Source organism: Erysipelothrix sp. HDW6B (assembly GCF_011301115.1).
GTDB classification, from domain to species: Bacteria; Bacillota_I; Bacilli_A; order Erysipelotrichales; family Erysipelotrichaceae; genus Erysipelothrix; species Erysipelothrix anatis.
Map to the genome: position 1 here is coordinate 768,664 of NZ_CP049860.1, position 13,023 is coordinate 781,686.

Below are 13,023 nucleotides of genomic sequence, written 5' to 3' on the forward strand. Positions count from 1 at the left end.
TATGGTAGTAGGAGATTTTAGTAAACACGCTCAAACTCTTGTTATCGGAGGAGGTCCTGGTGGGTATGTGGCTGCGATACGCGCAGCCCAGCTGGGGCAAAAGGTTACTTTAATTGAAAAGGATACTTTAGGTGGCGTTTGTCTCAATGTGGGGTGTATTCCATCAAAAGCCATGATTCATGTGAGTAAGGAATTCCGAGCTACACAAGAAAAAAATGAGTATGGATTAAGTTATGGTCCATCAACTTTAGATATGGTTCAGACACAACAATGGAAAAAGACTCAAGTTGTGGATGCACTAACTGGTGGAATTGCTGCACTCATGAAAAAAAATAAAATTTCTGTTGTATATGGTGAAGCGATGTTCATTGGCAACGAAAAAGTACGCGTGGTTGGTGGTAGTGAGGGTCAAACATTCTCTTTCGACAATGCAATTATTGCCACTGGAAGTCGACCAATTGAAATACCTGGATTTAAATTTGGTGATCGCATTTTAGATTCAACCGGAGCGCTTAACCTCAACGAAGTGCCAAAATCAATGGTTATCGTTGGTGGCGGATACATTGGTAGTGAGCTCGCAGGTGTGTACGCGAATCTAGGAACGAAAGTTACAATACTAGAAGGAACGTCAACGATTCTGCCGACATTTAGTAAAGACCTTGTCAAAGAGGTCATTCGAAATTTTGAGCACAAAGGTGTTGAAATTCTGACAGATGTCAAAGCTACAAAAGCTCTATCTGAACCTGATCATGTAACGGTGTCATACGAAGCAAATGGCAAACAAGAATCGATATCTGCTGATTATGTCTTGGTAACAGTTGGCCGAAGCGTTAACACCGATGCAATCGGTTTGGAATATACAGATGTTAAAAAAGATCAACGTGGAATTATAGAAGTTGATACACAAGGTAGGACATCTGTCGATCATATTTATGCTATCGGTGACGTAATTCCTGGTCCTCAGCTTGCGCATAAAGCAAGTTATGAAGGAAAAGTTGTTGCTGAAGTAATTGCCGGACAAGCGTCAGGATTTGATTATACTGTGATTCCAGCAGTGAGTTTTACAGATCCGGAAATTGCGGTCGTAGGCCATACTGTTGATTCAGCAAAAAAATCAGGATTTAAAGCAAAAGGATTTACATTCCCACTTCAGGCGAATGGTCGTGCACTTTCAATGGGAAAAACACAAGGATTTGTTCGTATTATTGTGGATACTGAAACATCATCAATTCTTGGTGCCGAGCTTGTTGGGGAACAAGCAAGTGAGTTAATTGCTGAGTTAACAATGGCAATTGAAACACAACTGACTCTTGATGATATTAGCCTAATCATTCATGTTCACCCTTCATTATCCGAATCAATTATGGATGCGAGTGAACTTGCGAAAGGACTTCCAATACACATATAGGAGAAAAATATGACAAAAAAACCAATTTTTGAAAAAGGATTTGGGATGAAAATATTGAATGGTATCGCTGTCGGGTCCGTTGTTGTATTAATACCTGGAGCGTTACTCAATGAGCTATTCAAAGCACTTCTGCCAATCTTTCCACAAGGACAATTTGTCTTAGACGCAACATCTTTAGCGATGACGATGATGGCGGTGGTTATTGGATATGCAATATCTATGCAATTTAAATTTACACCGATTGAAACAGCCTCTGTTGCTATGGCAGCAGGCCTGGGGTCAGGAGCATGGAAATTTGCGGAAGGGGGCGGCTTCCTCTTTGCAGGAAGTGGAGATATTATCAACATCTCCATTACTGCAACGATTGCGACCATCATGATTTTATACATAAATGGTCGGTTTAAAGCATATACGCTACTTTTAACACCAACACTTGTGTTGATTATAGCGGGTGGCATTGGTGTCTTGACATTACCTTATGTCAAAATGTTCACCGGTGGTTTGGCATCGATGATCGGATCATTAATGGATTTCCAACCAATTATTATGTCTTTACTCATGGCATCAATCTTCGCAGTGATGATCGTTTCGCCAATTTCAACGGTTGGTATAGCACTTGCTATCAACTTAACGGGAATTGGGTCGGCAGCTGCTAATATTGGAATCTGCGCAACTGCTTTTGGACTAGCAATCACAGGTTGGAAAGCAAACTCAACAGGTATCAGTATTGCACTCATGGCTGGTTCGCCAAAGATGGCAATGGCCAACGTTATCAAAAAACCGAAAATTATGTTGCCAATTGTCTGTAATGCTGCAATTGCAGGGATGATTGGAGCGATTCTTGGTCAACAAGGAACGCCGATGTCAGCAGGTTTTGGAATTAGTGGATTCATCGGACCAATCAATGCTATTAATCTTGCAGGTGGTTGGACATTCATCAATATTCTTCAAGCAATCATTGCATTCATTGTTGTTCCGGTCGCGCTTGCTTTCATTTTCCGTTATGTCTTTACAACAATGAAACCAATTGTTTCGCCAGAGGATTACAAAATCGAGGTGCAATAATATGATTAAAAACTTTGTTGAACTCGAAACGTTGCTAATTCGAAATAAAATAAAACCGCGCAAACTTGTGCTTGTGAATGCTCATGAAGAAGCGTCACTATTATCAGTTGTTGAAATTATGAAACGTGGGTATATTGAGCCAACGTTAATTGGTAATGAACCTCAAATATTAGCAATACTTGAAGCTCATAAAATACGCGATGTTCTCAAAATTATACATGCAGATTCAGATAAAGAAGCAGCTTTTAAAGCCGTTGAATGTGTTCGTGACGGGGATGCAGATATCTTAATGAAAGGTTTTATTCAGACGAGTGATCTCTTGCGTGAAGTGGTGAATCGCGATACAGGTATTCGTAATCAGCCAGTTTTATCACATGTTGCTTTGGTTGAAATTCCGTATTTGGAGCGTATGTTTATGATTACTGATGGTGGAATGATACCTTATCCAAATTTTGAACAAAAAATAGGTATTATTGAAAATGCAGTACACGTTGCACATGCTCTAGGGGTTGCAGTCCCGAAAGTTGCACTCATTGATGCGGCTGAGCACACCAATCCACACATACAAGCCTCGCTTGACTCAGAGAAAATTTCACAAAAGACCTGGAAGGATGCAACTGTCGAAGGGCCAATTTCGATCGATTTGGCAGTATCTTCTACCATCGCTACCACAAAGAAATACGCGGGTAAAATTCAAGGTGATGCAAATATTCTCGTTGTTCCAGATATTATTAGTGGAAATATACTTGGAAAGGTGGGGACGCTTTTTACAGAAGGGAAAATGGCAGGCATCGTTCAAGGTGCGAAAGTACCAATTGTTCTTACCTCAAGGGGTTCAACATTAGATGAAAAAATAAACTCCATTTTACTCTCATGCTTTATTGGAAATGAGGAATCTTAACATGACATACATTCTAAGTATTAATCCTGGTGCGACATCAACAAAATGTGCATTATATAAAGATACAACTGAAGTATTTACGGATGAAGTACGTTATGATATCAAACAAATTGAAGCCTACGATCGCCTCATTGATCAGTTGGAGATGCGCTATGAATCCATTCTAGAAGCAATTCGTAAGCATGGATATTCTGTCTCAGATATTGATGTGGTTGTTGCTCGAGGGGGGATCCTCCCACCTGTTGATGCGGGCGCCATCGAAATTGATGATGCACTTGTATCATATCTTTTGAATGAATCTAGCGTATCACATCCAGCAAATCTAGCAGCCGCAATGGCGAAACGCATTGTTGATACAAACGGAAAGGGTAAGGCGTATGTCTATGACCCTATATCCGTAGATCAGTTAAATGATATTGCCCGTGTTTCAGGGCTTAACGGTATAGAGCGAAAAAGTGTGGGTCATATGCTTAATTCTCGGGCCGTTGCTCATAAATATGCAAAAGACTCAAATAAACCTTACAATTCATTAAATTTGATTGTTGTACATGCTGGAACTGGTATTACAGTGACAGCACACCAACAAGGTCGTATGATTGATCTTGTCGGTGATGATGAAGGCGCATTTTCACCAGAGCGGTCTGGAGGATTGCCACTACGACCATTTATGGATTTATGCTATAATATACCTAAAGAATCGGTTACGAAAGACATTCGCCATCGTGGGGGGTTAGTATCATATTTTGACACTAACGACGTTCGTGATGTTGAAGCATTAATTGATGCTGGTAATACCGAAGCAGCACTCATTCTCGAAGCAATGGCATATCAAATTGCGAAGAGTGTTGGAACACTTGCTCCAGTTTTATCAGGAGACATTGATGCAATCGTAATAAGTGGGGGTTTCTCTCGTTCTGCCCGCGTCATGAACTGGGTAACAGAGCGTGTTTCTTTCCTTGCCGAGGTAGTCATCTACCCAGGTGAGTATGAACTTGAAGCATTATCAATGGGTGGCTATCGTGCCTATAAACAAGAGGAGCCTGTACAGCGTTTCAAAAGAAACACGTAGGGGGCAGCATGGACCTAAAAAAATTAGGGTATTTTGTAACATTAGTTGAAGAAGGTAATTTCTCTCGTGCTGCGAAAGCACTATATATAACACAACCAGCACTTAGTTGGAATGTTAAAGAACTTGAGGAAATGATGGGGACCCAGTTGGTTAAGAGATCAACAACCGGTATTGAAATAACTGAGGCAGGAAATGCGCTCTATACAGGTGCGAAAACTTTACTAATGGATGCAGATAACCTAATGCGTTCAGTTCGTTATGCTGGTCAACTTCAAAAACGGCGGATCCGTTTTGGATTAACAATACTCTCTTCAATTGAATACATGAGTATCTTTCAAAAATTTACAGAGTTCTATCCCGACTATCGCCTTGACTATACGCAACGCGGTTCAAAAGAAATTCAGCAACTCGTTGCAAATGGGCAGTTGGATATTGGGATGGTCTCAACGCCAATTTATTTTCCAATCCTCAATGAATCAAAAGTAATTCTTGATGACTACTATTATGACGTTGCCGTTGTTTTGCCAAAGGGGCATCGTCTGTGTCAAGCAACCTCCTTATCGCTTGAACAGCTTAAAAATGAACGATTCAGTATGATGACAGATGCGTTTGCAATGGGAAACGAAATCGAGAAACGTTGCATAAATCTTGGCTACTATCCTGACATTGTCTTTGTGAATGAAAATTGGGAAGTTATCGTTGAACATGTTGCGACATATAAATCAGTAACATTCCTTCCATTCGCAATCCAAGATGTCTTACAACGGGATGATATTGTATGGATTCCCTTGGAAGATGCGGAAGTTGCTCGATTCAATGTAGTTTTGATCACAAGTCTGGATTTAAAGGACTACGATAACCGAATTTTCTATAATAGTTTCCAACAAACACTTCTCAGTACTGAGTCAACATCGAAATAAAACGAATCCAATGCCAGGATTCGTTTTTTATTTATTTATTTTATAATAATTCTTATTGGTTAAAAAGATGATTAAATCTGAATGGTAGCGTTGGACAACTATGATAAACCCGGCGCATAAAAAAAGGAGTCTTAAAGACTCCTATAAAAAAATTTACTCTTTAGCTGAAAGTGCAGCCATCGTAATGTAGTTGTATGGTTGATTGAAGTGAGGCAAGAAGAAGATATCTAAGAGTTGGATTTCTTCAATTGTGACTTCTTTCATGATTGCTAATGAGAACATATGGATGGTCATCGAAATATCTGTGTATGATGCAAGTTGTGCTCCGATTACGCGGCGACTTACACGTTCGTATAGAATTCGAATCTTAACTTTATTATTTTCGCTCATGAAGCCTGGTTTTTGGAGGTCTTCAAAGTCAGTGTAGACAACATCAATTCCAGCTTTTTTAGCTGCTTCGATATTAAGACCTGTTGAAACCATGTTATACCCGTAAATGGAAATACCATTTGAACCTTGAACCCCTAATGATTTAAGCGGTGTTCCACCAACATTATGTCCAGCAACAATTCCTGAACGTACTGCGTTCGTAGCAAGCGCAATATATGTTGTTTCTTGTAAGGCATTTGAATATAAAGTAGCACAGTCACCGACAGCATATACATCTGGTAAGCTTGTGCGTTGTTGTAAATCAACAAGGTAAGCGCCATTATTAAATAATTCAAGATCGTTCTTGCCTAATTCATTATTGGGTCTAAAGCCGATAGCCATGATGACAAGTTCAGCATCATAAGAACCTTTATCTGTAACAACTTTTGAAACATTACCATCACCTTCGAAGGCAGTAACCATTTCGCCGTAGTTCAGATCGATACCTTTATCGCTCATAACTTTGTCCATGTCTTTTGAGAACCATTCATCATAGTAGCTACTTAAGCATGTCGATGCAGATTCGACGATTCGAACGTTTTTACCGCGACGGCGCGCAGCTTCAGCCATTTCAACACCAATATATCCAGCACCAACGACAACAACATTTTTAACATGTTCTTGACTTAATAGTGCGTCAACTTTTTGTGAATCTTGGAAAAGTTTGACAAAGTGAACTCCGCCTAAATCCATTCCTGGTAATTTTGGTGTAATTGGTAATGATCCAGTTGCCAAAATTAATTGGTCATAATCGATGACTGTTTCACGATTTTCGGAGTCAACATAGTGAACCTTCTTTGCCGCAAAATCAACGTGATCAACGTTTGTTTGCATATGCACATCTGCGCCTTTAGCGATAAATGCATCTTTGTTCGTATAGAACAATTGGTCAGAAGAATCAATTTGTTGCCCCACCCATAGAGCTGTACCACAACCTAAATAACTAAGGTTTGTGTTACGGTCAAGTATTGTTAATGTGTGATCTGGATAGTTGTCCAAGATCGTATTTGCAGCTGCAATTCCAGCATGGTTTGCACCAATTAAAACTACTTTACTCATTTTACTTCCTCCTGTAGTGAATCGTTCACTATAGTTAGTATAGCACTGGGAATATTTGATGAATGTGTTTGAAAATAGAGAATTATAAAAATATTCTTAATAAATAGCATACAAAATCCATGAAAGGGTATGATAGTGATTATTATTTCACTATTCACGAATTATACGATGAAATTCCTGTAAAAACAGATAAAAGAATGTAATGTTGGGATGATTTTGGACGGAAATAGGATTAATTGGGAATAATTATGAAAACGTGTTGACACTCCTAATTCAGAATGATATATTATCTTAGCAATAAGGAATGGGCCTGTAGCTCAGTTGGTTAGAGCGCACCCCTGATAAGGGTGAGGTCGCTGGTTCGAATCCATTCAGGCCCACCATTTCTTTAAGTAATGACAAAATATATGGGGCTTTAGCTCAGCTGGGAGAGCGCCTGCCTTGCACGCAGGAGGTCAGCGGTTCGATCCCGCTAAGCTCCACCATATTTTAAATAATGACATCCATAACGGATGTTTTTTTTGTTCCTACAACGTCCATTATACATCTGCATCAAGACGCGTTATAATAAAGATACAAAGGGGTGGCACAATGATTACAAAAATTAATGTTTTAGAAGATGATTTGAATCGGTTACTTGATGTTTGGGAACAATCTGTAAAAGCGACGCATACGACAATCAATGAATCTATGATTGAATCAATGCGCCCAACAATACTTACTGGACTCGCGTCGATGGATGCTGTCTACGTTTTCGAAAGCAACCGTTTCATGCAAGGATTTATTGGAGTTCTAAATGGCGCAATCGAGATGTTGTACGTGAGCCCGGAGTTTCGTAACAAAGATATTGCAGGTTCACTGGTTCGAGAAGTTTTACAGCTCAATCAAGCAATAACAGTGGATATTCCAGAGACAAATTTACATGAAAAACTGTTTTATCAAAATTTAGGATTTAAACTGGATCGGGTTAATCCAATCGATCAAGCTGGAAATCGTAATCCGATGCTTCACATGAAGTATCAGTCACAATAGAATTGTTAATTTCTTTTCACACTATTGTGAAAATTTCATGATATTATGAGCATGGTCTATATTGATGGAGGATGCTCATGGAGCTTATTAATGCATTTACTCAAACCTGGATGGATTTGGGAATACATATTATTTTAGGGGGATTTGGCTTGTTTATGCTGGGAATCACCCTTTTAGGAGATGGTTTCAAGGCAGTTGCGGGTGACCGCATGCGTGACTATATCGACAAATATACAAGCAACTTATTATCAGCAATTTTAGTAGGAGCAATCATGACTGGAATTATGCAGTCAAGTTCAGCAGCAACCGTAATTTCAATTAGTCTTGTCCGTGCAGGATTAATGCGATTGGATCAAGCAATTGGAATTTCTTTAGGTGCAAACATTGGAACAACAATGACCGCAATTATTATTGGTCTCAATGTTGATGAAATGGGTTATTTCTTCCTATTCTTAGGTGCTATGATGTTACTCTTTTCAGGAAAACAATCAATTAAAAACTATGGCAAAGTTGTCTTGGCATTTGGGATGACATTTGTCGGATTACAAATTATGAGTGATAAACTACTTTTAGTACAACAAATGCCTTGGTTTGAAGCAATGATGCTTCAACTTTCAGAACATCCATGGTGGTCGATGTTGGGTGGTGCGGGATTAACTGCGATTGTTAACTCGTCGTCGGCAACGATTGCGGTTGTGCAAAAAATTTATGAAAATGGTGGAATGTCAATTATTGCAGCTGTTGCCTTTGTTTTTGGATCAAACATTGGAACGACGATTACAGCATTTTTTGCATCCATCGGGGGATCGGCATCCGCACGCCGTGCATCCTTGTTCCATACACTCTTTAACGTGTTTGGTGCAGTGATTATGATGTTCTTTATTGTTCCTTATTCAAACTTTATTCTCTACGTAAATGGAATGATGGGTGGGTCGAATGCGATGGCTATCGGTGTTGCGCATTTCTTCTTTAACTTAATCTTCTGTATTCTCGTAATACCGTTTGTTCCATCATTTATCAAACTCTTGAAAGTTATTATTCCAGGGGAAGATAAAATTAAGAACCGAGATAAACTCGAACCGTTGGATGAGGAAATTATTTCACGTTTCCCAGAAGGTGCACTACGCCTTGTGAAGGACCGTACGATTGTTATGGCTGATTTAGTCCATGAATCTCTAGAAGCATCTCAAAGTTATTTGCGTACTAAAGATAAAGAAGATTACGATGTCGTAATGCAGTTGGAGGAAATGGTAAATAAAATTGATACCAACCTAACTGCTTATCTTCTAAAAATTATGAAGTCTGCAGGCAATCAACCAAATATTGCAGAAGCATACACACGTCAGCTAGAAATTATTAAGAACTATGAGCGTATGAGTGATTTATCGACAAATTTAGTTGAACTCTATCAATTAGCATTTGATAATCGTGAGGATTTTTCGAGTGAAGCAATTCGTGATTTAGATACAATGTATCAACTCCTCGATGACATGTTGCGTCGTTCGTTGAAAATCTTTAAGACAGAAGATATCTCGCGCTTTGAGAAACTTTCTAAAGATGAAGAATATCTTGATCTAATTGAAGAAAAATACCGCGAGAAACACTTCCAACGTCTTGCAGAAGGAATCTGCGAAACAAAAGTTGCAAGTAGTATCTTTATTGATATTCTTGGAATCTTAGAACGAATTGGCGATCATGGTGTCAATGTCTCACGTTATATGGTTTCAACAGTAAAACGTCACGACAGTGATAATGAACTTTAGAATATAGCAGTCGTCCCGGCTGCTTTTTCTCTATATAGCATTTATTTTTCGCTTTCAAGATACATCGGAAACGATGTATAATAGAACACATATGGGTGGAGGAAATGACGATGGATGTAACGTCAAGTCTAGGAAGTTTATCAGATATTCAATTTAATGTAATCCTTGGTGGATTTGGTTTGTTTCTATTGGGAATCAAATTACTTGGTGATGGTTTTAAGGATGCCGCTGGACCTCGGATACGTGATTATATCGAGAAATACACCGGGAATATCTTTTCGGCAATACTAGTTGGAACAATTTTAACTGCTTTGATGCAGTCAAGTACCGCAGCGACCGTAATTTCAATAAGTCTTGTTAGAGCGGGCTTAATGCGACTTGAGCAAGCAATTGGTATTTCAGTAGGAGCAAACCTTGGTACAACTGTGACTGCGCTAATGGTTGGATTAAATATAGAAGCCTTTGGATACTATTTCGTTTTTGTGGGTGCCTTTATGCTAATGTTTGTAAAACGAAATCAAATAAAAGCCTACGCACAAATTATCTTTGGATTTGGAATTACCTTTGTGGGACTCCAATTGATGAGTAATGAATTGATTATTCTGTCAACGTTACCTGAATTTGAATCATTCATGGTATACATGTCTCAAAATCCATGGCTTGCATTGCTTGCGGGTACTCTAGCTACAGCTTTAATCAACTCTTCTATGGCCGTTATCGTTTTGGTACAAACTATTTATGGAGCAGGTGGCATGACCATGGTGGCTGCATCCGCTTTTGTCTTTGGGTCAAATGTCGGAACGACACTGACTGCAGTGCTTGCTTCAGTCGGAGGTTCCGTATCAACACGCCGTGCTGGTTGGTTCCATGCTCTCTATAATATTCTAGGTGCGCTGGTTATGATGCCTTTCATCGGAATCTATTCGGACTTTATTATATCGTTGAATGCGTCTATGGGTGGTTCTCCAGAAATGGCGGTTGGACTCAATCATTTTGTGTTTAATTTAATTTGGGTTGTAGGAATTATTCCATTCATTCCGCTCTGTATCCGTATTTTGGAGAAAGTTATTCCAGGTGAGGATCGAATCAAAGAGCGTGAGAAAATTAAACCACTTGATTACAACCTAATCGAAAGTTATCCAGAAGGCGCGAAGCAACTTGCAAAGCAAGGGATCGCAAGTATGTCTGATCTTGTTATAGAGTCTTTTGAGACTTCCAAGAGTTATCTAAACTCAAGAGATGAAGAAGAGTTTGATATTGTCATGCAACTTGAAGAGATGATTAATGATCTCGATAAGCAATTGACACGATACCTTCTTGAAATTGCGAAAAAGGTGTCGACAACCGATCATTTTGCTGAAGAATATGCAATTAGTTTGGACACAGTAAAAAACTTAGAACGTGTTGCGGATTTATCGACGAGTCTTGTAGGTATTTATCAAACAATTTTTAATAACCGTGAATCAATGAGTGATGCAGCACGCCAAGATTTAAACACGATGTACGACCATGTCAAAATTATGTTGGATCAGGCATTAAAGATGTTTGAGACTGATGATATGCAAGACTTTATTGTTCTTGCTGAGAATAATCGTGCATTACACCAAATGGACATGAAGTACCGAGAACGTCACTTTAAACGGATGGCACAGGGAACCTGTGACTCGAACTATGCAAGTTCGCTATTCATCGACATATTAACAACACTTGTACGAATTGGTGGTCATGCTGTTAATATTTCTGAGTATGTGTACGGTGGTCTTTTGAAAGATGTGACATTAGAAGGAACACAATGATATCGTGACAATTTCATTAAGATTGGATAGAATAGAAGAAACACAAGGAGGCGTCATTCATGAAAAAAATGTATTTTGCAAGTCCGCTATTCTCAAATATGGAGTTTCGTTACAACGCAAGCGTTGTTGCTGAAATTCGTAAAGCATACCCCGAATTAGAAGTTTACTTGCCCCAAGAACAAGGGGATATTAATGATAAATCAAGTTATGCAGATTCGACGATGATTGCTAAATTTGATACGGAAGCATTGCTGGCATCTGATGTTGTAGTAGCTGTATTGGATGGCATCAGCATTGATGCAGGTGTAGCTTCAGAAATTGGTGTTGCGTATCACGCAAATATTCCGGTGATTGGATTGTATACAGACTCCCGTCAGCAAGGTTTTGAAAACCCGAAAAAAATTGCAGCTTTAGCTGAAATTGGCGAGTCTCAATTTTCATATGTTAACCTCTATACGATCGGTCTCATCAAATTAAATGGTGTTGTTGTTAATGACGAGGCAAGTATGATTGAACTTATTGGAAACTATATTTAATCACTAATTAAGGAAGTGTAGATATGAAAGAACATGTTATTAAATTAATGCCTGGTGAAGATATCATTGTGGCGTTGGACCAATACTGTAAAAAATATGAAATTAAAGCAGCATACATTGGTACTGTCGTCGGAAGTCTTGAAAAAGTTGTATTCCGCAAAGGATACAATCAGACCATGTTTGTGATGGATGGTCCATTTGAAATCGTATCGTGTGTTGGGACATTGTCCATGCAAGGTATGCACATTCATGCATCTGTGAGTGATTCTGAGTTTAAAGTCTTTGGTGGACACATCGTTCAAGGGAGTCAGGTAAAATCGACAGCAGAAATAGTCCTCATAGAATTAGAAAATCACGAATTGTCGCGTACGAAAGGCGAACTAACAGATTTTAAAGAATTACGCATTCGCGAAATCAGCAATCAATGCCAAAAAGGCTAAAACAAGGACCGTGTAACGATTGATACACGGTCCTTACTTTATTGTAAGGATACGTGATAGAATCTCGTGTTACCATAGAAAGGAAAGTCGAGGACAGTTGAAATGACACAAATTGTTGTAATACGAGGAAATAGTGGTAGTGGGAAAACAACGATTGCGCATATGCTTCGGGAGCACTATCCTGGATCCACAATGATCTTGTCGCAAGATCTGATTCGTCGAGAAGTTCTCAATGTAAAAGATACTGAAGGCAACCTCTCAGCATCACTAATTGTTAATATGCTTAAATTTGGTCTAGGGAAATATGACTTAATTGTGATTGAAGGGATTTTTAACAGTTGGAAATACCAGGAAATGTTCCGAGAAGTTACGGCTTTAGCACTCCCTACCTATTTCTACTACTTCGATCTATCGTTTGAGGCAAGCTATACACGACACCTTATGAAAGATACAGCAGAGTTTGGGTTGGATGCCTTAAAACGCTGGTGGGTCAAGGGTGATTTGCTCAGTGATATTGATGAAACCTTACTTAACGAACAACAAGATGCACTAGAGATAACCCAACTCATTATAAGTGCCCTAAAAACTAAGTAGTGTATGGGTCT

The 13,023-nt window shown here is 39.1% G+C and carries 12 protein-coding genes and 2 tRNA genes; 13 read left to right on the plus strand and 1 reads right to left on the minus strand.

Annotated features, from left to right (window positions below; translation table 11 throughout):
- The first annotated feature begins 1 nt into the window (after position 1).
- The 5 genes from lpdA to G7061_RS03865 are packed head-to-tail and all read left to right on the plus strand — an operon-like array spanning position 2 to position 5,363.
- Entirely contained in the window at positions 2-1,408 is a 1,407-nt protein-coding gene (gene lpdA, locus G7061_RS03845; RefSeq protein ID WP_159645717.1) for a dihydrolipoyl dehydrogenase, read from the plus strand.
- 9 nt (positions 1,409-1,417) lie between these two features.
- A complete protein-coding gene (locus G7061_RS03850) occupies positions 1,418-2,473 on the plus strand; it encodes a PTS transporter subunit IIC (protein WP_159635192.1) in 1,056 nt (351 codons plus the stop codon).
- Position 2,474: 1 nt separating this feature from the next.
- Positions 2,475-3,374 (plus strand): phosphate acyltransferase, encoded by a 900-nt coding sequence (locus G7061_RS03855; protein WP_207948933.1) that lies wholly within the window; start codon positions 2,475-2,477, stop codon positions 3,372-3,374.
- Between the two features lies 1 nt (position 3,375).
- Entirely contained in the window at positions 3,376-4,443 is a 1,068-nt protein-coding gene (gene buk / locus G7061_RS03860; RefSeq protein WP_159641082.1) for a butyrate kinase, read from the plus strand.
- An 8-nt stretch (positions 4,444-4,451) separates the two neighbouring features.
- A complete protein-coding gene (locus G7061_RS03865; RefSeq protein ID WP_159641079.1) occupies positions 4,452-5,363 on the plus strand; it encodes a LysR family transcriptional regulator in 912 nt (303 codons plus the stop codon).
- Between the two features lie 153 nt (positions 5,364-5,516).
- Here the strand turns inward: G7061_RS03865 and nox are convergent, their stop codons facing one another.
- Positions 5,517-6,851, minus strand: coding sequence for a H2O-forming NADH oxidase (nox, locus tag G7061_RS03870; RefSeq protein WP_166119033.1), 1,335 nt, complete (start codon positions 6,849-6,851; stop codon positions 5,517-5,519).
- A 306-nt stretch (positions 6,852-7,157) separates the two neighbouring features.
- On the opposite strand from nox, the gene G7061_RS03875 reads away from it, so the two are divergent.
- The 8 genes from G7061_RS03875 (at position 7,158) to G7061_RS03910 (ending at position 13,012) form a co-directional block, all read left to right on the plus strand.
- A tRNA-Ile gene (locus G7061_RS03875) sits at positions 7,158-7,234 on the plus strand.
- A 26-nt stretch (positions 7,235-7,260) separates the two neighbouring features.
- A tRNA-Ala gene (locus tag G7061_RS03880) sits at positions 7,261-7,336 on the plus strand.
- Between the two features lie 106 nt (positions 7,337-7,442).
- Positions 7,443-7,883 (plus strand): GNAT family N-acetyltransferase, encoded by a 441-nt coding sequence (locus G7061_RS03885; RefSeq protein ID WP_159641073.1) that lies wholly within the window; start codon positions 7,443-7,445, stop codon positions 7,881-7,883.
- A 77-nt stretch (positions 7,884-7,960) separates the two neighbouring features.
- Positions 7,961-9,646, plus strand: coding sequence for a Na/Pi cotransporter family protein (locus tag G7061_RS03890; RefSeq protein WP_159635177.1), 1,686 nt, complete (start codon positions 7,961-7,963; stop codon positions 9,644-9,646).
- Positions 9,647-9,756: 110 nt separating this feature from the next.
- The gene (locus tag G7061_RS03895; protein ID WP_159641070.1) at positions 9,757-11,442 is read left to right on the plus strand and encodes a Na/Pi cotransporter family protein; all 1,686 of its coding nucleotides are present in this window, start codon (positions 9,757-9,759) and stop codon (positions 11,440-11,442) included.
- A gap of 59 nt (positions 11,443-11,501) precedes the next feature.
- Complete coding sequence (locus tag G7061_RS03900; protein WP_159635171.1) at positions 11,502-11,978, plus strand: nucleoside 2-deoxyribosyltransferase; 477 nt, start codon at positions 11,502-11,504, stop codon at positions 11,976-11,978.
- 23 nt (positions 11,979-12,001) lie between these two features.
- The gene (locus G7061_RS03905; RefSeq protein WP_159635168.1) at positions 12,002-12,418 is read left to right on the plus strand and encodes a PPC domain-containing DNA-binding protein; all 417 of its coding nucleotides are present in this window, start codon (positions 12,002-12,004) and stop codon (positions 12,416-12,418) included.
- A gap of 102 nt (positions 12,419-12,520) precedes the next feature.
- Positions 12,521-13,012: a hypothetical protein gene (locus G7061_RS03910; protein WP_159641067.1), complete on the plus strand. Its 492-nt coding sequence runs from the start codon at positions 12,521-12,523 to the stop codon at positions 13,010-13,012.
- Positions 13,013-13,023: the final 11 nt, after the last annotated feature.

Coding starts and splice junctions, on each gene's coding strand:
- buk (WP_159641082.1), top strand. CDS start 3,376: ATGACATACATTCTAAGTATTAATCCTGGTGCGACATCAACAAAATGT.
- lpdA (WP_159645717.1), top strand. CDS start 2: ATGGTAGTAGGAGATTTTAGTAAACACGCTCAAACTCTTGTTATCGGA.
- G7061_RS03900 (WP_159635171.1), top strand. CDS start 11,502: ATGAAAAAAATGTATTTTGCAAGTCCGCTATTCTCAAATATGGAGTTT.
- G7061_RS03865 (WP_159641079.1), top strand. CDS start 4,452: ATGGACCTAAAAAAATTAGGGTATTTTGTAACATTAGTTGAAGAAGGT.
- G7061_RS03885 (WP_159641073.1), top strand. CDS start 7,443: ATGATTACAAAAATTAATGTTTTAGAAGATGATTTGAATCGGTTACTT.
- G7061_RS03890 (WP_159635177.1), top strand. CDS start 7,961: ATGGAGCTTATTAATGCATTTACTCAAACCTGGATGGATTTGGGAATA.
- G7061_RS03905 (WP_159635168.1), top strand. CDS start 12,002: ATGAAAGAACATGTTATTAAATTAATGCCTGGTGAAGATATCATTGTG.
- G7061_RS03855 (WP_207948933.1), top strand. CDS start 2,475: ATGATTAAAAACTTTGTTGAACTCGAAACGTTGCTAATTCGAAATAAA.
- G7061_RS03850 (WP_159635192.1), top strand. CDS start 1,418: ATGACAAAAAAACCAATTTTTGAAAAAGGATTTGGGATGAAAATATTG.
- G7061_RS03895 (WP_159641070.1), top strand. CDS start 9,757: ATGGATGTAACGTCAAGTCTAGGAAGTTTATCAGATATTCAATTTAAT.
- nox (WP_166119033.1), bottom strand. CDS start 6,851: ATGAGTAAAGTAGTTTTAATTGGTGCAAACCATGCTGGAATTGCAGCT.
- G7061_RS03910 (WP_159641067.1), top strand. CDS start 12,521: ATGACACAAATTGTTGTAATACGAGGAAATAGTGGTAGTGGGAAAACA.